Raw genomic sequence first — 22,217 nt, 5'->3', positions numbered from 1 at the left:
TTTATGTGTCTAATATGTTGCATCTGGCTGTCTGGACGTAAGTCAACATGGTTTGTATAAATTATGGCCGATAAGCGGCAAGCCGTCAGATAAGTCACTGAATTTCAATCTGCTCGATAATCAGTTCTTTTAAGGTGCGGACATTGGGGCTAAAGGCATCTTTACGCCAGATAAGCCAAGTTGCGGTATCGGCAATATCAGCCGGTAAGGCATGAACTTGTACCCGTTCATGGCCCGGCAGTAGCGCCAATACGGAATGGGGTATCAATGCCAGCCCGGCACCACTGGCAACACAGGCCAGCATGGCATGGTAAGACTGGATTTCCATAATATGGCCCGGTAAGACACCGGCCTGACGGAACCAACTCTCCAGGCGCAAGCGGTAAGAGCAGCTGGGGCGAAAGGCAAACAGTGTCTCATCCACCGCATCGCGGGCTTGCATAATCGGAGGGTGGTCCAAACAAGAAATGATCACCAGTTGTTCGTCGAAAGAGCGACAACCGTGCAGTTCATCATGTTGAACTGGCCCATCAACGAGTGCTGCCGCCAGTGTTCCGGCCCGTACCTGTTCAATGATTTCACCCGATGTCCCGGTGATCAGCGATAAGGAGACCTGTGGGTAGCGCTGATGATAGGCCGCCAGCAAATTAGGCAGACGGGTGGCAGCAGTGCTTTCCATCGAGCCTAACGGGAAATTACCCGCCGGTTCGCCAGCATGCGTAATGCGCATTGCCTCTTCGCTTAGCGCCAGGATCCGGTTGGCATAACAGAGGAAGTTATGGCCCATAGGGGAGAGCCGCAGGCGCTGTTTTTCACGGATAAACAGGTCGGCACCCAGCTCAACTTCAAGTTGGCGCAGGCGGGTCGTCAAATTTGACGGGACGCGGTGCATCTGCTCCGCTGCCCGGGCAACGGAACCGGTTTCTGCTACACAGCAAAACATGCGTAGCTGGGTCAGGTCCATAGGTGTTCTCTTTTTGTGATGAACTTAGTTAGTATTATTCATTTTTTGTGATTCTAATGCTCAGGCATGATATTGGCAACTTTCTTTTAACCGTCTGGCAGGAATTATCTGTCAGCAAACAATGGGCAGGGCAGATGGCATTAAGAATTGCATTAAGTGGTTTTCTCGCGTTAGTGGTGGCGATGGGAATTGGCCGTTTTGCTTTTACGCCGCAAGTACCGCTAATGATCGCAGAGCATCAGTTCACCCTAACCGGTGCCGGGCTGGTGGCAGCCTTTAATTATCTGGGATACCTGTTTGGCGCTTTTGATGCTATGCGTGCCAGCCGCCATGTGGAGCGCCGTTTATGGCTCGGATTGTGGGGAGCGGTAACGCTTACGCTGCTATCCGCAGTAGTTGATGGGCCGTGGTGGCATGGCGTGGTACGTTTTGCCATTGGCTGGGCCAGTGGTTGGTCGATGGTACTTATCGCCGCCTGGACCAATGAACGTCTGGCCCACTTTGGCCGTCCGGCACTCAGTGCCGCAGTATTTGCCGGACCAGGCGCGGGCATATTCATCAGCGGTATGTTGGCAGTGGTTATTCATAGCTATGGCTTATCGGCCGCAGAAGCCTGGCTGGTCTATGGTGTATTGGCGTTAGTTATTATTGCCATGATCAGTATTAATCTGCCGCGAAGTGGGGAACTACATCGCCCGCATATCGCTGCGATTCCACTGACCTTAACGCCAGCACTCAAGCGCCTGGTGTGGAGCTACAGTCTGGCGGGATTCGGTTATATTCTGCCCGCAACATTTTTATCGCAAATGGCAGCAGCGCGCTTCCCAGAGAGCCTGTTTGCCCAGTTTGTCTGGCCGGTGTTTGGTGGCGCGGCGGTGATAGGGATCACTATCGGTATTTTGACCCGCCATTGCCTGAGTTCGCAAACCCGCTTGGCATTAACACTCTGGGTACAGGCATTGGGGCTATTGTGCGCGGAGCTAGTGCCGGGAGTTAGTGGGTTGGCATTAGGGGCATTACTGACCGGTGGCGGTTTCCTGAGTGTGGTGCAACTTTCATTGCAGCATGGCCGGGAGCTGGCACCGCAACACACCCGCTATATGGCTGGTTTACTGACCACCGGTTATGCTATCGGACAACTGGTTGGCCCAATATTATCCGCTATCTCAACAACCTTGACTCACCGGTTAGAGCCTGCGCTGTACGTGGCAGTGGTGGCACTGTTCATTGCTGGAGGGTTGGTTATCAAAACGCCACGTCGCGCTCAGGAAACAGTTACCGGTTGATTTACGCTACAGTGGATGCACCAAATGCAACTATTTCATCATGATGTAAATAACGATTCGATATGAATAACAATCACTGGATAATCATTTTGCTCTCAACTAAAGTGGGGAGCAAAATCCGAACGTGATCTACATCATGTTTATACTGTTCGGATGTGTACGCCTGCTGGAGAAAAGAATGTCATCGCTAAGTAAAGAAGCTGAGTTGGTTCATGAGGCATTGCTGGCCCGTGGTCTTGAAACCCCGCTGCGCAAACAAGAGTTAGATGCCCAAACGCGTAAAACCAAGATTCAAGCGCATATGACTGAAGTCATGCAATTGCTGAATCTTGATTTGTCTGACGATAGTCTGGCGGATACGCCAAGACGTATTGCCAAAATGTATGTTGATGAGATTTTCTCTGGACTGGATTACGAAAATTTCCCCAAAATCACCCTGATTCAGAATAAAATGAAGGTCGATGAAATGGTCACGGTACGAGATATCACCCTGACCAGTACCTGCGAACATCATTTCGTCACTATTGATGGTAAAGCCACTGTCGCTTATATTCCCAAAGACAGTGTGATTGGTTTATCTAAAATCAACCGTATCGTGCAGTTCTTTGCTCAGCGCCCGCAAGTGCAAGAGCGGCTGACACAGCAAATCCTGTTGGCACTACAGACACTGTTAGGCACTAATAATGTCGCAGTTTCTATCGATGCGGTGCATTATTGCGTTAAAGCGCGCGGTATTCGTGATGCTACCAGTGCGACCACCACGACATCATTAGGCGGGTTATTCAAATCTAGCCAGAATACGCGCCAGGAATTCCTGCGTGCTGTTCGTCATAATAGCTAACGTCACAACGGCTAATTAGCCTTTTCCAGAGAGGGTACCAGTGGGTGCCCGTACACAGGATGTCGGGTATGCGTCAACGCATCGCAACGTTAGACAGTGCGCGAGGGCTGGCCATCCTTGGCATTCTGCTGCTTAATATCAGCGCCTTCGGTCTGTCAAAGGCTGCTTATCTTAATCCGGCCTATCTGGGCCTTCCTTCGCTATCCGATGCCTGGACTTGGGCCATTCTCGATATTGTGGCACAGGCCAAGTTCTTATCTATTTTCGCCATTCTGTTTGGTGCGGGCCTTGAGCTATTACTTAAACGCGGCAAGAGCTGGATTCGGGCGCGACTTTCCTTATTGCTATTACTGGGATTAATTCACGGTATCTTTTTCTGGGATGGAGACATTCTATTTGCTTATGGTTTGATCGGTCTGGTGTGTTGGCGAATGATTCGTGATGCCAAAGATGCCGCCAGTTTGTTGCGTACCGGTGCGGTGCTTTATTTAGTGGGTGTCGCGGTATTGCTGTTACTGGGGTTTATCACTAATGGCGAACCGGGGCGATTTTGGCAGCCGGGGCCTGCGGATCTGCAATATGAGCAATTTTGGAAGTTGCAGCGGGGCATGGAAGCCTGGAAGAATCGGTTAGATCTGTTGTCATCCAATTTGATTGCTATCGGCGCCCAATATGGCTGGGAGCTGGCTGGCTCGATGTTATTTGGTGCTGGGTTAATGCGTTCTGGCTGGCTACGCGGTGATTTTAGCTTGCGCCACTACCGTTTGCTTGCGGCATGTTTGATACCGCTTTCATTAGTTATCCAAATACCGGGGGTGGCACTGCAATGGGCAGTGGGCTGGGATTACCGTTGGAGCGGTTTTTTGTTGCAAGTTCCCCGTGAGTTAGGGGCTCCATTACAGGCTGTGGGCTATCTGGCTCTGCTGTATGGCTTCGGTCCCACAATATCCGGTTGGCGTGTCAATCATTGGTTGGCACAGGTAGGGCGCATGGCTCTGAGTAATTATTTACTGCAAACATTGATATGTACGTTGATTTTCTATCACTTCGGCTTATATCAACAGCTTGACCGCCTACAACTCCTCGCGATTGTTCCACTGGTCTGGCTGTGTAATATCCTATTCTCCCTGCTATGGCTGCATTACTTTGCCCAAGGGCCACTCGAGTGGTTATGGCGAAAATTGACCGCCTATGCTTGCGGTCAATCGTTACAACCACGCAACACTAAGCCCTGAATGCGTCTGTAAAGTAAAAATGATCGAGCGGGTTGCAAATTTGTATGTAAACGTTTTCTTTCTTGTGACGCATTTCACGTGGCAAATTCAACAAACTGGGTAGGATAAGCCACCTGCCATGCCCAGTTCACATCAACACGCGCATGGTTACTTATTCACAGGATAAGGTCATGGCTGCTCTGCATTCATCTGGAAATAGTATCACCATTCGTGATGTGGCCTCGCGGGCTGGCGTTTCGCTGGCTACGGTATCCCGTGTCCTCAATAACAGCGCTGCTATTCGGCCAGAAACGCGCGCCGCAGTGCTGAAAGCGGTGTCAGAACTGGGCTACCGCCCAAATGCTAATGCACAAAAACTGGCAACACAAAGTAGCGATACTGTCGGTGTGGTGGTGATGGATGTCTCTGATCCCTTTTTTGGTGCCTTGGTGAAAGCGGTAGACACCGTAGCCCAACGACATCAAAAATATCTGTTGATTGGTAATAGCTACCACCAGGCCGATAAAGAGCGTCATGCCATTGAAGTGCTACTGCGTCAACGCTGTAATTCATTGGTTGTTCACGCTAAGGCATTGAGTGACGGTGAGTTAATCGCTTTTTTAGACCAGGTTCCAGGTATGGTTCTGATTAATAGGATTATTCCTGGGTTTGAGCACCGTTGTGTAGGATTAGACAATGTTAGCGGTGCGCAAATGGCATGCCGTTTACTGCTTAAACAAGGGCACCAACGTATCGGTTTTCTCGGTTCCAACCACCCCATTGATGATGTTATCCAGCGTCAAACGGGTTACCTAAATGCGCTTGAGACCGCCGGTATCACTGCTCCTGACAGTTGGCGAGCATTTGGTACTCCTGATCTGGCTGGGGGGGAGCGTGCCATGATTGACTTGCTGGGGCGCAATTTACAGCTCAGTGCGGTGTTTGCCTATAACGACTCAATGGCTGCTGGTGCGCTGGCGGTGTTGAAAGAAAACGGTATCAGTGTCCCTGAGCAGTTTTCGCTGGTGGGCTTTGATGATATCCCTATTGCCCGCTATACCAGCCCCAAATTGACCACAGTGCGTTATCCTATTGTTTCTATGGCAACTTTAGCCACCGAGCTGGCACTTGAAGGGGCCAGTCATCCGCCAGACCCGCACGCGGCTTATTGTTTTAAACCCACATTGGTACCGCGTCATTCTGTCGCAATTTGTGGGGTCGCTCACTAGTTACGTATTTATTCTTGTGTAACCGTTTTCAATCTGTGAGAAAATTCACAGATTCTTAACAACGGCCCGTCTATGCTCTAGTTGTTTTCTACCTGAATGTATCAATATGTCATCGGTTACCGGATAAAAAAACACACGGTAGCGGGTTTTAGAATAGTAATTTACAAACACGCGTTCCGCAGATGTTGAGTTTGTAAGTGGCATGGTTTTTGACGACTCAGGCGGCTTTCTCGGAGTGGAGTGCGCTCAAGGACGATAGATATTCAGTGTCAGCAGCTTTGAACGATGGGTCTTTCTCACGTTAAGGCGACGGTGTTATCACCCTGTACTACCCTACATAAACCCGGAGATACAAATGAATAAGAAGGTTTTCACATTAGCGACCCTGGTTGCCAGCATGATGTTTGGCGCGGCTGCTCAAGCTGATACCCGTATTGGTGTCACTATTTATAAATATGATGACAACTTTATGTCCGTGGTCCGTAAAGCTATCGAGAAAGATGCTAAAGCATCTCCTGACGTTACCTTACTGATGAATGACTCCCAAAATGACCAGTCCAAGCAAAACGATCAGATTGATGTATTGCTGGCTAAAGGTGTGAAAGGGCTAGCCATTAACCTGGTCGACCCAGCAGCAGCACCGGTTGTTATTGATAAAGCACGCGGCAACGATGTGCCGATCGTGTTCTATAACAAAGAACCTTCACGTAAGGCATTGGATAGTTACGATAAAGCTTACTATGTAGGGACTGACTCTAAAGAGTCTGGTGTTATTCAGGGTGAGCTGATTGCGAAACACTGGAAAGCCAACCCAGCATGGGATCTGAATAAAGATGGCAAAATCCAATTTGTGCTGTTGAAAGGCGAGCCGGGTCACCCAGACGCTGAAGCACGTACAACTTATGTCATTAAAACGTTGAATGAAAAAGGTCTGCCGACTCAACAATTGCAGTTAGATACTGCAATGTGGGATACCGCGCAAGCTAAAGATAAAATGGATGCCTGGTTATCTGGCCCTAACGCCAACAAGATCGAAGTGGTTATTGCTAACAACGATGCGATGGCGATGGGTGCAGTAGAAGCCTTGAAAGCCCATAACAAAACCAGTATTCCAGTATTTGGTGTTGATGCCTTGCCAGAAGCGTTAGCGCTGGTGAAATCAGGCCAAATGGCCGGTACCGTATTGAACGATGCCAACAATCAAGCTAAAGCAACTTTCGATTTAGTTAAAAATCTGGCTGCCGGTAAACCTGCTGCTGAAGGGACTAACTGGAAAATCGAAAACAAAATCGTACGTATTCCGTATGTAGGTGTTGATAAAGATAACCTGGCTGAATTTACTAAATAACAGCCTGTCGTGATAGGTGGTGCCCAAAGCCGTGTCAGTGCTAAGGGTAAAGCAGTAATTATTAACCTTCTGGCCCCGATATTGGGTAACCAGCACCGGGGCCGAAGGTTTTTTTGCATTGATCCTTATTTTGAATATGCACTTATCGGCGAATAAGGTATTTATTTCGCAGGTGAGTGGCAATTCTTAGCCAGGTATAACTATGGCCGATATTAATACAGCACAACCCCGTGAGTGGTTGCTGGAAATGAGTAATATCAATAAATCATTTCCGGGTGTAAAGGCGTTAGATAACGTAAATCTTAAAGTGCGGCCAAGTTCGATCCATGCATTAATGGGAGAAAATGGTGCAGGTAAGTCAACGCTATTAAAATGTCTGTTTGGTATCTATAAAAAAGACTCCGGGAGTATTCTCTTTCAGGGGCAAGAAATAGAATTTAAAAGCTCTAAAGAAGCATTAGAGCACGGTGTCTCTATGGTTCATCAGGAATTAAACCTGGTGTTACAACGTACAGTGATGGACAACATGTGGCTGGGTCGTTACCCAACCAAAGGTTTTTTTGTCGATCAAGATAAAATGTACAAAGATACCAAAGCTATCTTTGATGAATTGGATATTGATATTGATCCCCGCGATAAAGTCGCAACATTATCAGTATCTCAAATGCAAATGATCGAGATTGCCAAAGCATTCTCTTATAACGCCAAAATCGTCATTATGGATGAACCGACCTCTTCATTAACTGAGAAAGAGGTTAATCATCTATTTACGATTATTCGTAAATTGAAAGAGCGTGGCTGCGGCATTGTTTATATCTCTCACAAGATGGAAGAAATATTCCAACTGTGTGATGAAATCACTATTTTGCGTGATGGTCAGTGGATTACTACCCAGCCGCTGGAAGGGCTGACCATGGATCAGATAATCTCAATGATGGTGGGGCGCTCACTGAGTCAGCGTTTCCCTGATCGCCTGAACACGCCGGGTGAAGTCATTCTGGAAGTGAAAAATCTGACCTCGCTGCGCCAACCCTCGATCCGTGATGTCTCCTTTGATTTGCATAAAGGCGAGATTTTGGGGATTGCTGGCTTGGTTGGGGCCAAGCGCACCGATATTGTTGAAACCTTATTTGGTATCCGCGAAAAAGTGGCCGGGACCATTAAGTTACATGGCAAAAGTATTAATAACCATAGTGCCAATGAAGCCATTAATCATGGGTTTGCACTGGTAACTGAAGAGCGCCGCTCAACCGGGATTTACGCTTATCTCGATGTGGGTTTTAATTCCCTGATCTCTAATATCCGTAACTATAAAAATAAATTTGGGCTGCTGGATAATACGCGCATGAAGAGCGATACCCAATGGGTTATCGATGCGATGCGTGTAAAAACGCCCGGTCACCGTACCAGTATTGGCTCTTTATCCGGTGGTAACCAGCAGAAAGTAATTATTGGCCGTTGGCTACTGACTCAACCAGAAATATTAATGTTGGATGAGCCGACTCGAGGTATTGATGTCGGTGCTAAGTTTGAAATCTATCAGTTAATGACTGAATTAGCGAAGAAAGACAAAGGGATTATTATTATCTCCTCTGAAATGCCTGAGCTACTAGGGATCACTGACAGAATTTTAGTAATGAGTAATGGTCAGGTTGCGGGAATTGTTGATACTAAGCAAACCACGCAAAATGAAATATTACGTCTTGCATCCTTGCATCTCTAATCTAGTCGAAGGTTCTTATTATGAATGCGTTAAATAAGAAAAGTATGCTCACTTACCTTAAAGAGAGCGGGATTTATGTGGTGTTGTTCGTATTACTGGCAATTATTATTGTTAAGGATCCGACGTTTTTAAGTCTGATGAACTTAAGTAACATTCTAACCCAATCATCGGTGCGTATTATTATCGCACTGGGTGTGGCAGGGCTGATTGTTACCCAAGGGACCGACCTGTCAGCCGGGCGTCAGGTAGGTTTGGCGGCGGTAGTTGCGGCGACCATGTTGCAAGCAATGGATAACGTTAATAAAGTTTTCCCTGATTTACACACAGTGCCGATTCCGATTGTTATTTTAACCGTCTGTCTGATTGGTGCGATTATTGGTTTGGTCAACGGTATTATCATTGCTTACCTGAATGTGACTCCATTTATTACCACATTAGGTACGATGATTATCGTCTACGGGATTAACTCCCTGTATTACGATTTCGTTGGCGCATCACCGATTGCAGGTTTTGATCCGGCATTCTCAACCTTTGCTCAAGGGTTCTTACGATTTGGTGATTTCAAACTGTCTTATATTACCTTCTATGCTTTGATTGCTATCGGCTTTGTCTGGGTGCTGTGGAATAAAACTCGCTTTGGTAAGAATATTTTTGCCATCGGCGGTAACCCGGAAGCGGCAAAAGTTTCTGGTGTGAATGTGCCACTAAACTTGATCATGATCTATGCCTTGTCCGGTGTGTTCTATGCTTTCGGCGGTATGTTGGAAGCAGGCCGTATCGGTAGTGCGACTAACAACCTTGGCTTTATGTACGAGTTGGATGCGATTGCCGCCTGTGTGGTGGGCGGTGTGTCCTTTAGTGGTGGTGTTGGTACCGTTATCGGCGTAGTGACAGGGGTAATTATCTTTACCGTTATTAACTACGGATTAACTTATATCGGTGTGAACCCTTATTGGCAGTATATTATTAAAGGTGCGATCATTATCTTTGCCGTCGCATTAGACTCACTGAAATACGCTAAGAAGAAATAATCGGTTATTGTGAATTAACGTAACAGCCAGTCAGGGGTAAACCCGACTGGCTGTTACGTTATGGGTGTCACTTTTATTCACGTCATTTCGTCAAATTTGTCGATATCAATGGCGCTATTGACTCAATGAGCTGGATTGCGCAGATAAATAATCCAATAGGTCAGGCCAACCAATAACCCACCACCAATAATATTGCCGATAGTCACCGGGATTAGATTATCGATAATAAAGTTATTTAGGGTCAGCGCAGAAAATTGATCCGGGGTAGCATTAATTGATAGCCAGAACCCCGGTGATGCATAATCGCGGATGACAATAGCTAATGGGATCAAAAACATATTGGCAATGCTGTGTTCAAAACCGCTGGCGACAAACATGCCGATAGGCAGTAACATCACCACAATTTTATCCGTCAAAGTATGGCCGGAATAGCTCATCCATACTGCCAGACACACCATTAGATTAGCCAGAATCCCCAAACACACCGCTTCTACAAACGTATGATGCAATTTGTGTTCGGCAGTTTGCAATACATTCAAGCCCCATAAACCATTTGCCGCCGTATGCTGACCGGCAAACCAAATCAATGCCACAAAGAACAGTGCACCAATAAGATTACCGAAATAGACATTCACCCAATTACAGATTAATTGCCGCCAACTGATTTTGCCACTGGCTTTAGCCACCACAATGAGTACTGTGGATGTGAATAAATCAGCCCCACAGATAATCACTAAAATCAGGCCAAGAGAGAAACACAGGCCGCCTACCAACTTTGCTAACCCAAATGCCACCACGCCAGCAGTGCCGGTTGTTGCTGTAATGTAGAAGACAAAAGCGATAGAGATGAATACACCGGCAGTCATGGCTAAATAAAAGGTGGTGGCCGGATTCTTAGTGGCTTTATATATACCGACTTGCTCTGCCTGTTTTGCCATATCAACCGGAAGTCGCAGATCAAAGGGATTTTCAATGCTCATTGATAACTCCTTACTTATTATTTTATCGGTGTAGGGGAATGAAAACTAATATTAATAAATTATTTTTCTGACCTAAATGTAATGCATTTTTCATACCAGAGATTCATTGAGCGATTTTACTGTTGCATTTTGTATCTTCCCTAGAATTGGTTTTTTCTGGGTCAGATATTAATACTTATTTTTGTTTTCGATATATATTTATTTATATAGCGCTAGTTGTAATTTGATGTTCCATGTAGGGTGAGTATTACATGTAACCTAATGTTTTTATTTATCTTACGATGTAAATGAGACGTGATTTCAACTGATTGGTAAGACGGAAAAATTACGGAGAAATAGTTTGTTAACCCAGATCAAGCTTATCGTCTGTTGATATATATTTGTTCAGTTTAATACCTTAAAGTAGTGATCATTTTTCTGGGCTTAATAACGACGTTTATGGATAGAGCAAAAAAACTACCCCGTCCCACATTGGCTCAAGTTTGGCAAGATACACTGTTCACGGTATCAAAAAAGTTATTATTGCTACGGGATATAACCGATTTAGTGAATGAACTCAGAAAGCTCTCTTTTTCTGTGGTGCGTTTTCAGCGGGTCAATTTATTATTGCTTAACCCTCTTTATAACCAAAATACCCTTTATACCCATGACGATGCGACCAACAGGGTGCAGGGATCGCAAAATATCTTGTTTGCCGAAGGCCCCGGTGGCTTAGCCTGGCAGCAGCAGACGCCTTTGCAGACTGACCATCGCCGTATGCAAAGGGAGTTTTCTGCTGTTTGTGATTTGATTCCCTATCAGGCATTGCACTCTGGCTGCCATTTCCCCTTGGGTCATGACAATCACTGGTCTGGCTGTATCGAATTTATTAAAACTGATGACAGTGAGTTTGATGAACAAGCAGTTACTTTTCTGGGATTACTGGCAGATGTAGTGGCAATCGCCGTTGATAATATTGCTGAAATCAATCGGGCATTTTCCGAGCGTGAAAAACTGCGCTTTGAGCGCGACCACTATCGGATTTTAGTGGATGTGACCAATACGGTTATTTCTAAGCTGGAGTTGGATGTATTAGCGGCAGAAGTATCAAAAGAGATACATCGATTTTTTAATATTGATTACATTAGCTTAGCGCTCTGTGGTACCCATAAGGATAAAAATAAGTTAAATGTATTTTCTACCCGCTACCAGAGTGGCAAGGCTGTACAGTATCAGCAGGCATGGGTGGATATTACCGGCACTTTGGCTGGGCAGGTTTTACAGAGTAAAACGTTATTGCTGGTTAATTTGGCTGATATATCTCTTTTGGCACCGGACGATAAGCAACTGGCAAATATGCTGGATGAAGGGTTACAAGTTGTTTGCCTGTTGCCGCTTTTTTTCGGTCACAAAATGTTAGGTGTTTTGAAACTGGCACAATGTCAGAGTGATATTTTCACTGATAGCAATGTAAAACTGTTGCGCCAAATTGCAGCGCGTATTGCCATTGCGGTTGATAACGCGCTGGCCTACAACGAAATTACCCGCCTAAAAGATTCGTTGGTAAATGAAAATCTCTATCTAACGGACCAGATTATTCATAATGAAGAGTTTGGCGAGATAATCGGTAATAGTGCAGGGATTAAAGCAGTACTGGAACAAGTTGAGATGGTGGCTTCCAGTGATTGTACCGTATTGATCCTGGGGGAAACCGGCACCGGCAAAGAGCTGATTGCCCGGGCTATTCATAATTTGAGTACCCGCAAGAATAAACGCATGGTGAAAATGAACTGTGCAGCCATTCCATCGGGTTTGATGGAAAGTGATCTGTTCGGTCATGAGAAGGGGGCTTATACCGGTGCATCATCACAGCGTATTGGCCGGTTTGAAATGGCTGACGGCGGTACACTATTTCTTGATGAAGTGGGCGATATTCCTCTGGAACTACAGCCTAAATTATTACGTGTATTGCAAGAGCGGGAAATAGAACGCCTTGGCGGCAGTAAAATTATTCCGGTGGATGTTCGCCTAATTGCTGCGACCAATCGTGATTTAAAATTGATGATGGTGAATCGCGAATATCGCAGTGACCTCTATTATCGGCTTAATGTTTTTCCGATTGTGATCCCTCCGCTGCGTGAGCGGCCGGAAGATATTCCGTTGCTGGTAAAATTCTTTACTCAAAAAATAGCCAAACGGATGAATCGCACTATCGACACAATTCCTGGTGAAACATTACGTTTGCTCAGCCGTTTACCGTGGCCGGGCAATATTCGTGAATTGGAAAATGTTATTGAGCGGGCGGTCATCCTTAGCCGTGGCACTACGCTGAATTTGCAGTTACAAGAGCTGGAATATCATTTGTCGCCGCTAGAGGTTACTAAACCCGTGGCAGAGAGGGTTGTGCATAAAACCTTATTACCCGAAAGTGAAGAGCCTGAATCTTCAGAGTCTGAGCGCGCGCGAATTATTCGAGTATTACGCGAAACCAACGGCGTGGTTGCTGGGCCAAAAGGGGCTGCCATTAAGTTAGGGCTAAAACGCACCACCTTGTTATCACGGATGCAGCGGTTAGGAATATCAGTAAAAAGTATCGAAGATGAAGATGGGATGGATTAACTCATTTATTTGCTTCGAATAAAACTAATATCTATTTACCGAATACCGTGTTGAACCAAGCAGTGCCAAACCCTTCTACCTGAACGCGGCGTCGCGAGCAAAGCCAGTCTGGGCGCGCTCAGCGCACAGCCACCGGAGTGTACATATAAGTACATGACGGTGGCGAGCACTGCGTAAACCCAGAATGGCAAAGCGCAGTAGCCGTTAACCGATCACCCCACTTCGGCTTCTCTACGTAACCGCGCCTTCAACTGACTGTATTCCTGTTGCACATAGTTTTCTGCCCACGTCTGATCTGGGATGGCTTCCAGCTTCACCGCGCAATATTTATATTCCGGTGTTTTGGAAATCGGATCCAGATGGTCCAGCGTCAGCTCATTACAGGCGCCAATCCACCACTGGTAGGTCATATATACCGCGCCGACATTAATACGTTCACTGACTGAGACCCGCGTGATAACTTTACCACGACGCGATTCAACCCATACCAGTTGTTGATCCTGCAAGCGCATTTTATCTGCATCCTGCGGGCTGATTTGTACATAACCCGGTTCATCGGCCAGCGTTTGTAGTGCGGAACAGTTGCCAGTCATCGAACGGCAGGAGTAGTGGCCGACCTCACGCACGGTACACAACACCAACGGATATTGCTCATCCACCAGTTCCATTGGCGCACGCCATTCACTGGCAAATAACAACCCTTTGCCGCCAGGGCGGTCAAACTTATTACCGGCATATAACCAGGGTGTACCGGGGCTATCTTCAGTGGTACATGGCCACGGGATATAGCCCAAACCAGCCATTTTTTCGTAGGTTGCGCCATAGTACAGCGGGCATAACTCACGCAGTTCATCCCAAATCTCTTTGGTATTGTTATATTTCATCGGATAGCCGAGTGCGGTCGCCATCAGACTAATAATTTCCCAATCTGGTTTTACATCACCTTGTGGTTCAACCGCTTTTTCAAACCGCTGGAAACCACGGTCTGCCGCAGAATAGACCCCTTCATGTTCACCCCACGAGGTGGCGGGGAAGATAACATCCGCCTCGGCTGCGGTTTTAGTCATAAAGATATCTTGCACAATCAGCAGTTCTAATTCGCTGAAGGCTTCACGCATCATGGACAAATCCGGTTCGGTCTGGAGTGGATCTTCGCCCATCACGTAGTTGGCTTTAATTTTCCCCTCTTTCACTTTATGTGGAACATCGGTCAGCGAGTAACCGACTTTATCGGACAGGGATGGTACCCCCCAGGCTTTGGCAAATTTTTCCAGTGTGGCGGGATCGGCCACAGATTGATAACCCGGATACATATTTGGCAATGCGCCCATATCGCAGGCACCCTGCACGTTGTTTTGCCCGCGTACCGGACCAACACCGACATTCGGGCGCCCCAGATTACCGGTTAACAGTGCCAGTCCTGACAACCCTTTCACGACATCTACGCCCTGGCCCCACTGAGTGACACCCATCCCCCACAAGATGGTGGCTGAAGGGGCGGCGGCATAGATACGCATGGCTTCACGAATTGATTTCGCCGGTAGGCCAGTAATGCTTTCGACATATTCCGGGGTGTATTTGGCGACGATTTCACGGTACTCGTCGAAGCCCTCGGTATAGCGGGAGACATAATCTTTATCGTACAGCTCTTCAGTGATCAACACATTGGCAAAGGCATTCACCAGTGCCATATTGGAGCCGTTTTTCAGGGGTAACCAGAGATCTGCAATACGCGCCGTTTCGATATGGCGTGGATCGCAGACAATCACTTTCGCGCCTTTTTCTTTGGCTTTCAGAATACGGCGGGCCACGATCGGATGGGAGTCAGCGGCGTTGTAGCCAAACACTAAAATACATTTGGTATCTTCAATCTCGCAGATTGAATTACTCATCGCGCCATTACCCAATGTCACTTGCAGCCCGGCGACCGACGGGCCGTGGCAAACACGGGCGCAGCAGTCAATATTGTTGCTGCCGGTAACCGCACGGGCAAATTTCTGCATCACATAGTTGGTTTCATTGCCTGGGCCACGGGATGAACCGGTATGCATAATGGCTTCCGGGCCATATTTTTCTTTGATTGCCCGCAGTTTACTGCTAGCAAACTCAATCGCTTCATCCCAGGATACCGCCTCCAGCTTGCCGCCTTTTTGGCGACGGATCATCGGCTGTTTAAGGCGCGGAGTTAGCAATTTGGTGTCATTGAGAAAGTCCCAACCATAGTAGCCTTTCAGACACAACTCACCCTGATTGGTGACGCCATTTGCGCCTTCAGCGCCAACCACTTTGCCATTCTCAACCAGCAAATTGATTTTGCAGCCGGAGCCACAGTACGGGCAGACCGTTAATGCTTTTTTCATAATAATTACCCTTCGTTCTTGGAGCCGCAGCCTTATTGACTAAAAGCTCATTTCGTTGGCTTCATCTAAAGCAGCACGCATCTGTTTTTTGCGCAGCATGGCCTGCATGGTGTCGCGGCCAATCATGTGCAGCGCCTGCGTTGGGCAAACGGAGATACACGCCGGGCCGGCGGCTTGCCCTTCGCACAAGTCACATTTCTGTGCTTCGGCTTTCAGGCAGAATCCTTGTGAGAGGCCGTTAAACATCACTTCGACCTGTTTGGTCACGACGCTCATCGCACCATACGGGCAGGCAACGACACAGGTTTTGCAGCCAATGCATTTTTCCTGCAACACTTGAATACTGTCCGCTGCCCGAACAATTGCGCCGTTCGGGCAAACATTGGCACAAGGGGCATCTTCACAGTGCCGACACATAATGGCGGTACTGACATTTAGCCCTTTAACCACCTTCAGCCGAGGCGCGAAATTGGCTTTAGTTAGCGTGTCCAGCTTGCCACCGTTGTGTGCCAGCACGCAGGCCACCTCACAGGTGCGGCAGCCAATACACTTTTTGGGGTCTGCGATTATGAACCGGTTCATTGTGTTCTCTCCTTCCCCTTCATCTTTCAAGTTGCAGATGTGTTGGCTGCACTTGCTTACCCGAATCACTTACTTGAGTAAGCTCATCGGGACTCACTCGCTTGCCGCCTTCCTGCACCTTGAAATCTATTGGGGATAAATTGATAGATCTGGCAGATTCACGTTTAGAACAGCTAATCTGGCTCATTACCTTACATACTGCATGGTTTATGCCAACTTGAAGTGGTCAGGTAAAAGTGAATAAATGTGATTGTTTTATAAAGGATTAGTGGATGCTGATGTGGGCGGGGAGGTTAACAGGAAACTGTCGGCTGGCATGACGTCGGCAAATTTGACGACGGCATGCCGTCATTTCGCTATAAATGCGCGAAACCACCGTCACCTTGCCAGTGTGGCAGTTGTTGATACACCGTTTCTACCGCCTGTTTTACTGGCTCGGTCATTGGGAAGTAAAACGCTACTAAGGTGGGTTGAATCCCTACAAAAATGACTTCGCTAATATCTTCCTTTAACTGATCAATTAGAAAGTTGAGCGGTAAATTATGGGTGCTCATGATAAACATTTCGGCAATTCGCTCAGGGTCAATGATGCGAATCTCACCCGGCGGCAGCTCCATATCGGCAGCATCGACAATAACTAATCGCGTCGGTTGCAATGCGCGAATACGATGCACCACATTTTCCGGTGCCGAACCACCGTCAATCACCTGCCAGTCAATCAGTGGTTGTTGTGTCATGCGTTCAGCCAGTAGTGGGCCTGCGCCGTCATCGCCCATCATGCTGTTGCCAACGGTTAACACCAGATTGAGGGCGGTGGTGTGAGTGGCGGGGGGATGTGGCATGTTCATGGGCGGCGTTTCACCATTAAATAGATGGCAGGTTCCTGCTCGATATCGTACAGGGTTTGCAGCAGTTGTTGGCTCCATGGCTGGTGGAGTGAGGCGGAGTTTTCAGCCAGTGGTGCGAAGGCTTTTGCCAATAACTGGGTATGGGTACTGTCGATGGTGATTTCACCAAACTTCAGTAAACCGGCCATCTTGCGGTGAGCCTCGCCGGCGGGCAACTGAGCAAACCATTGTTCATATTCTGCCAGCGGGCATTCCATGATGGCTTTTAAGCAATCAATCACCCCCACATGGTGGCCGATAGCCAGTGAGTAATACATCACTTGTTGTGCTTGCTCGGGCATATCGTCATCACTGTCGAGGAACTTCTGATTCAGTGCATAGAAAATAACCTTAGCGGACATCAGCTTTGCCTCCCGCCAATTGTATCAGGGCAATGTGTTGCAGGTTGGCGAATATCTCGCTCAGACGCGGATCATCTTGTTGGCGCAGGTAGTTCTGGCAGCGCTGTTCAAATTCCGGTAATGGCTGATTGACCAGCAGCGACAAGAAACTGTCGGTGATTTCCCGCCCCTGGCGATAGCCGGCCATACGGCGCGCTTCACGCTCCAACAGCACTCGCAGATTGAGCGGTGCATCGGGGTGAATCAGCGCGACGCGTTCATCGGCACTCTCCTGATGCTCTTCGCCTTTCAGTTTTTGCTCCAGCAGACCCAATGCCACGGCAAAACCATAGATGGTTGCGGCTGGGGTCGGCGGGCAACCGGGAATGTACACATCAATCGGTACGATGGTATCGCTGCCACCCCAGACACAGTACAGGTCATGGAAGATGCCACCACCACAACCACACGCGCCGTAAGAGACGCAGATTTTTGGGTCCGGTGCCGATTCATAAGCGCGCAGTGCCGGTGTGCGCATGGCGCGAGTAACCGCACCGGTAAACAGCAAAATATCCGCGTGGCGGGGGGAGGCGACTACTTTGATACCAAAGCGCTCGGTGTCGAACAGTGGGGTGATTGAGGAGAAAATCTCAATCTCACAGCCGTTGCAGCCACCACAATCCACCCGATAGACATAGGCGGAGCGCTTGATATCTTTCAATAATTTACTTTTTAACTGGGCAACCGAGGGATCAAGTGCGATCGGCTGGCTAACATGGTGCCCCCAGCCCGGTTTTAATGAATGTGGTTGGCTCATAGCTTGCCCCTCCCTTCGCTATGCTGATCCAGCATGACGTTGTTATTAATAACGATATTCTGTTTGCGCTTACACTCAGGGCAAGTTTCAAAATGTGGCCGCTGCTGCTCGACATCCCCGGCCGCCATCCCGGAATGAATCAGCAGTGCCATGACATAATCCACTTCTTTTTTCGGTGCAAAGGGTTGCTGGCATTGCTGGCAATGGGCAAGGGTAAAACTGGCGCGCTGATACAAATCCGCTTTGTTGAAGACGGCCAGTTCAAACTCTTGTGATAACACAATGGCGCGGGTCGGGCAGACCTCCTCACAGCGGCCACAAAAAATGCAACGCCCGAGAAATAACTGCCACTGACGAGTGCCGCTAGCAAGATCGGTTTCCATGGTTAGCGCATTGGCAGGGCAGGCCATGGTACAAGCACCACAGGCGATGCATTGCTCGGCATCATATTGCGGTTTGCCGCGAAAACCGTGGCTGACCTCAAGCGGCTTAAACGGGTATTTCACCGTGGTGTCGCCCACTTTCAGGATGGTTTTAAACAGTTTTAACATTCTTCATCCCTCTATTTGAGCGGCGAATGGGTGCGCTCAATGCCATAACGCTCGATCTCTTTGTACGGCACAGTGACGGATTTTTGCTTGCGCACATCCACCAGCGTGACCCGGTCAGTACAGGAGTAGCAGGGATCGAGGCTGCCGATAATCAGTGGCGCATCAGAGACGGTATTGCCGCGCAACATATAACGCAGCACCGGCCAATTGGCGTAAGTTGCCGCACGGCAGCGCCAGCGGAATAGCTTCTGGTTGTCGCCGGTCATGCTCCAATGCACATCTTCGCCACGTGGTGCTTCCGAGAACCCGAGGGCGAACTTGTAAGGTTGGTAATTGACTTTTTCTTCCAGCAGCGGCCCGCCGGGCATATGGTTCAGGCCATATTCAATCATCACCAGAGAGTCAAAGAACTCGCGCACCCGCACCAGCAGGCGGGAGTGGACATCGCAGCCATCAAGGGTAAACAACTCTTTGGGCACATTGGCATAGTTGGCGTAGCTGTGGTCATGGCGCATATCACGCGCATAGCCACTGGCGCGGATCATTGGGCCGACCGGACTGAAATCGCGGGCGATTTTGCGATCCAGCAGGCCCACCCCCACGGTACGTTGTTCGATATTGGCGGTGCTCATCAACATATCCACTAACTGGCCGATATCGGCACGCATCTCCGAGACCAATTGCAGCGTTTTGATGCGATCCGCTTTCAGGATATCGCGGCGGACGCCACCAATCAGATTCAGACCATAGGTTTTACGTGCGCCAGTGAGCATCTCAGCAATCGTCATCGCTTTTTCACGCACGCGGAAGAACTGCATAAAACCGGTATCGAAACCAACAAAGTGACAAGACAAACCGATATTGAGCAGATGGCTGTGCAGCCGCTCTACTTCAAGCAAAATGGTGCGGATCATCTGTGCCCGTGGCGGCACGATAATGCCCAAAGCATTTTCAATGGAAGAGGTGTAGGCCACGCTGTGGGTGAAGCCACAGATGCCGCAGATGCGATCTGACAGGAAGGTGACGTCGTTGTAACCCATGCGAGTTTCGGCCAGTTTCTCCATGCCACGATGGACATAAAATAGGCGGTAATCGGCATCAATAATATCTTCGCCGTCGACAAACAGCCGGAAGTGACCCGGTTCGTCAGAGGTAATATGCATTGGGCCAATAGGCACCACCCGGCTACTGCTGCCTGCTTCGTTTTCAAACTGATAGGTTTCTGTATCGCTGGTGGGCGTGGGGCGCTGGCGATAGTCCATGGTGTCTTTACGCAACGGATAGAGGTCATCTGGCCAATCATCGGGCAGCACTAAACGGCGCTCATCAGGCAGACCAACCGGTTGCAGACCATACATATCGCGTACTTCTCGCTCGCCCCAGACGGCGGCAGGTACCCGAGGTGTGACTGACGGGAACTCCGGTCGTTCGGGGCTGATAAGTGCTTTGACAATCACCCAGCACTTATCGCCATACTGCTTACCGGTCTCTTCGCCATATTGTTCACGGCCTTCCATCGACAGCACATAGTAAATGGCAAAATAGCCATTCAGGCTGCGCTCATCATTACCAAACAGCACCGACAACCAGCCACCTTGTTGATAATAAAGGTGCTCTACCACATCGGGCAGGCTATTTAGTTTGATGGTAATGGTCAGTTGATCAGGGGTTTGCCACTCTTCATCTAAAATCGCCGCAGGAAATTGTTCACGCAGGCGGGCTACATAGGCTGCACCCAGCTTTTCACCGCTGTGTGGATGGCTTGAAACCGGTTGACCTGAAACCGGCTGACCTGAAACCGGAATAGCTGAAATAGGGGTTTCGCGAGTCACGTTACATCTCCTGACGATTCGGGGTTAGTTGCACCGCACTATGGCTCTGTGCAACGGATGGAATGGGCTGAGTTACGGGTTGCGGTGGAGAGAGGTGCTGCCACGGCAGCATAAATTGTTGCTGGGTTGGCTCACTGCCATCGTTATTGAGAACAATCTGGGCCGCATCGGTCAATAAACGGGTCACTGGAGCCGGAATATGCACGCCAAGCAACAGCATCAACAACAACAGTATCGCCATCGGCGCGGTGGTCAGAATACCCAGTTCGCCTTTGCTGACCGCTGCCGGTGGTGTTCCCAACACGGTGTTGGCTATCATGCGTACCAATCCGGCCAGTACCAGTGTTAGTAGCAAGAGCAGGGCGATAACCAGCCAAATATGGCCGGCGTCAATCGCGGCAGCCACCACCATAAACTCACTGATAAATACGTTAAACGGCGGCATCCCGGCCAGCGCTAATGCGCCACCAGCCAGTAACACCGCAGTCAGCGGTGCGACGCGGATAATGCCTTTAATCGCGCCCATATCCCGCGTGCCGTATTTCAATAACACATTGCCGGAACCACAGAACAGCAAGGTCTTAGCCAGGCTGTGATTCAAGGTGTGGAACAGTGCTGCCAGCACACCTAGCGGGCCGCCAATGCCCAGCGCAACCGCAATTAACCCCATATTCTCGACGCTGGAATAGGCCAGTAAACGCTTCATATCGCGCTGAGCCAGAATAAAGAAGGCGGATACCGCAACCGACATCATGCCGAACACCAACAGCAGCATTTGTGGGAAATGTGGCCCGATGGCGGCGCTGATAATGATGTAGTAACGGATGATAACCAGCAGGGCGCAGTTAAGCAGTACGGCGGATAACAGGGCGCTGGTGGGGCTAGGAGCTTCACTGTGGGCATCCGGTAGCCACGAATGCATTGGGAACAGCCCGGTTTTGGTACCGAAGCCAATCAGGATAAAGACAAACGCCAGATGCATCAGGCTGGGGTCCAACTCTTTAGCGTGTTCAGAAACCACGGTCCAGAAGATAGCACTGCCCGGATCTGCCAGCACATTCGCGGCATTGGCATATACCAGCACTGTGCCGTACAACCCGAATGCCACACCGACGGTACAGATAATAATGTACTTCCACGCCGCCTCCAGTGAGGAGCGCTGCCCGTATAATCCCACCAAAAAGGCTGAGCTGAGGGTAGTGGCTTCAATACCAACCCACATCAGGATCAGGTTATTACTGGTGACCACCAACAGCATGGTGAACAGGAACAGATGGAAGAAACCGTAGTAGTTGCACAGCGTGCCAACTGTGATTTCGCCATTATTCACTTCATGGCGCATATAGCCAAGGGAATAGAGACCGGTGATAAAGCCGATAATGCCCAGAATAGCGAGGAACAGCGCGCTGAGACTATCGATATGCAGCCAATTATGCGCCGCCAGAATCTCCCCGCCCAGCGCAACCCGACACACTACCGTCAGCGCCACCACTAGCAACACAGTGATGCCGGTAAAATGCACCCAAGTGGTTGCCATCCGTGCGGCACTGCCTAACGCCCGGCAAGCGAACGCGAGCAATGAGGCTATTAGAGGTATCGCCAGCAGCAGCAACAGCAGGTCAGTATTACTCAT

Annotated in this window: 18 protein-coding genes; 8 read left to right on the top strand and 10 right to left on the bottom strand. The window is 48.8% G+C overall.

All coding sequences use genetic code 11. The annotated features are described in order from the left end of the window. Positions 1 to 94: 94 nt before the first annotated feature. A complete protein-coding gene (gene ptrR / locus V1953_RS14085; protein ID WP_083159403.1) occupies positions 95 to 964 on the bottom strand; it encodes a putrescine utilization regulator PtrR in 870 nt (289 codons plus the stop codon). A gap of 134 nt (positions 965 to 1,098) precedes the next feature. Here ptrR and V1953_RS14080 point away from each other — a divergent pair, with 134 nt between their 5' ends. The 7 genes from V1953_RS14080 to mglC all read left to right on the top strand — a co-directional run bounded on the left by V1953_RS14080 (position 1,099) and on the right by mglC (position 9,636). Then, entirely contained in the window at positions 1,099 to 2,250 is a 1,152-nt protein-coding gene (locus V1953_RS14080) for a YbfB/YjiJ family MFS transporter (RefSeq protein WP_442851063.1), read from the top strand. 178 nt (positions 2,251 to 2,428) lie between these two features. Next, positions 2,429 to 3,091 (top strand): GTP cyclohydrolase I FolE, encoded by a 663-nt coding sequence (gene folE, locus V1953_RS14075; RefSeq protein ID WP_042569448.1) that lies wholly within the window; start codon positions 2,429 to 2,431, stop codon positions 3,089 to 3,091. A gap of 68 nt (positions 3,092 to 3,159) precedes the next feature. Next, positions 3,160 to 4,326 carry a DUF418 domain-containing protein YeiB gene (yeiB, locus tag V1953_RS14070; protein WP_442851062.1) on the top strand — a complete coding sequence of 389 codons (1,167 nt, stop codon included), beginning with the start codon at positions 3,160 to 3,162 and terminating at the stop codon, positions 4,324 to 4,326. A 170-nt stretch (positions 4,327 to 4,496) separates the two neighbouring features. Then, complete coding sequence (galS, locus tag V1953_RS14065) at positions 4,497 to 5,534, top strand: HTH-type transcriptional regulator GalS (protein ID WP_420071964.1); 1,038 nt, start codon at positions 4,497 to 4,499, stop codon at positions 5,532 to 5,534. A 355-nt stretch (positions 5,535 to 5,889) separates the two neighbouring features. Further along, entirely contained in the window at positions 5,890 to 6,882 is a 993-nt protein-coding gene (gene mglB / locus V1953_RS14060; RefSeq protein WP_372558441.1) for a galactose/glucose ABC transporter substrate-binding protein MglB, read from the top strand. Between the two features lie 202 nt (positions 6,883 to 7,084). Beyond that, a complete protein-coding gene (gene mglA / locus V1953_RS14055) occupies positions 7,085 to 8,605 on the top strand; it encodes a galactose/methyl galactoside ABC transporter ATP-binding protein MglA (protein WP_372568901.1) in 1,521 nt (506 codons plus the stop codon). A 20-nt stretch (positions 8,606 to 8,625) separates the two neighbouring features. Next, positions 8,626 to 9,636, top strand: a complete 1,011-nt coding sequence (gene mglC / locus V1953_RS14050) for a galactose/methyl galactoside ABC transporter permease MglC (protein WP_005187595.1) — start codon at positions 8,626 to 8,628, stop codon at positions 9,634 to 9,636. Positions 9,637 to 9,758: 122 nt separating this feature from the next. Here mglC and focA read toward each other — a convergent pair whose 3' ends face one another. Beyond that, on the bottom strand, positions 9,759 to 10,616 hold the full coding sequence (gene focA, locus V1953_RS14045; RefSeq protein ID WP_442851061.1) for a formate transporter FocA: 858 nt from the start codon (positions 10,614 to 10,616) through the stop codon (positions 9,759 to 9,761). A 438-nt stretch (positions 10,617 to 11,054) separates the two neighbouring features. Between focA and flhA the strand changes: the two genes are divergently transcribed. Then, positions 11,055 to 13,214: a formate hydrogenlyase transcriptional activator FlhA gene (gene flhA, locus V1953_RS14040; protein WP_442851060.1), complete on the top strand. Its 2,160-nt coding sequence runs from the start codon at positions 11,055 to 11,057 to the stop codon at positions 13,212 to 13,214. A 212-nt stretch (positions 13,215 to 13,426) separates the two neighbouring features. On the opposite strand, the gene fdhF is transcribed toward flhA, so the two are convergent. From fdhF to V1953_RS14000, 8 genes are all read right to left on the bottom strand, one after another. Further along, positions 13,427 to 15,574, bottom strand: a complete 2,148-nt coding sequence (gene fdhF / locus V1953_RS14035; RefSeq protein ID WP_442851059.1) for a formate dehydrogenase subunit alpha — start codon at positions 15,572 to 15,574, stop codon at positions 13,427 to 13,429. Between the two features lie 39 nt (positions 15,575 to 15,613). Beyond that, on the bottom strand, positions 15,614 to 16,156 hold the full coding sequence (locus tag V1953_RS14030; protein WP_032906839.1) for a 4Fe-4S binding protein: 543 nt from the start codon (positions 16,154 to 16,156) through the stop codon (positions 15,614 to 15,616). 356 nt (positions 16,157 to 16,512) lie between these two features. Beyond that, positions 16,513 to 16,998, bottom strand: coding sequence for a hydrogenase maturation peptidase HycI (gene hycI / locus V1953_RS14025; RefSeq protein ID WP_083163776.1), 486 nt, complete (start codon positions 16,996 to 16,998; stop codon positions 16,513 to 16,515). Between the two features lie 2 nt (positions 16,999 to 17,000). Next, complete coding sequence (locus V1953_RS14020) at positions 17,001 to 17,405, bottom strand: formate hydrogenlyase maturation HycH family protein (RefSeq protein WP_442821084.1); 405 nt, start codon at positions 17,403 to 17,405, stop codon at positions 17,001 to 17,003. Beyond that, complete coding sequence (locus tag V1953_RS14015) at positions 17,395 to 18,201, bottom strand: NADH-quinone oxidoreductase subunit B family protein (protein ID WP_372568905.1); 807 nt, start codon at positions 18,199 to 18,201, stop codon at positions 17,395 to 17,397. The genes V1953_RS14020 and V1953_RS14015 overlap by 11 nt, the downstream gene beginning before the upstream one ends. Beyond that, a complete protein-coding gene (gene hyfH, locus V1953_RS14010) occupies positions 18,198 to 18,752 on the bottom strand; it encodes a hydrogenase 4 subunit H (RefSeq protein ID WP_442851058.1) in 555 nt (184 codons plus the stop codon). Before hyfH ends, V1953_RS14015 begins: the two co-directional genes overlap by 4 nt. A gap of 11 nt (positions 18,753 to 18,763) precedes the next feature. Beyond that, positions 18,764 to 20,584, bottom strand: a complete 1,821-nt coding sequence (locus V1953_RS14005) for a hydrogenase large subunit (RefSeq protein WP_072088653.1) — start codon at positions 20,582 to 20,584, stop codon at positions 18,764 to 18,766. 1 nt (position 20,585) lies between these two features. Beyond that, positions 20,586 to 22,217, bottom strand: coding sequence for a hydrogenase 4 subunit F (locus V1953_RS14000; RefSeq protein ID WP_083159370.1), 1,632 nt, complete (start codon positions 22,215 to 22,217; stop codon positions 20,586 to 20,588).

It is taken from the genome of Yersinia sp. 2541 StPb PI, assembly GCF_052217145.1.
Taxonomy (GTDB): domain Bacteria; phylum Pseudomonadota; class Gammaproteobacteria; order Enterobacterales; family Enterobacteriaceae; genus Yersinia; species Yersinia enterocolitica_E.
Note: the sequence above shows the minus strand (reverse complement) of the source record. Positions and strands in the feature narration are given on the sequence as shown.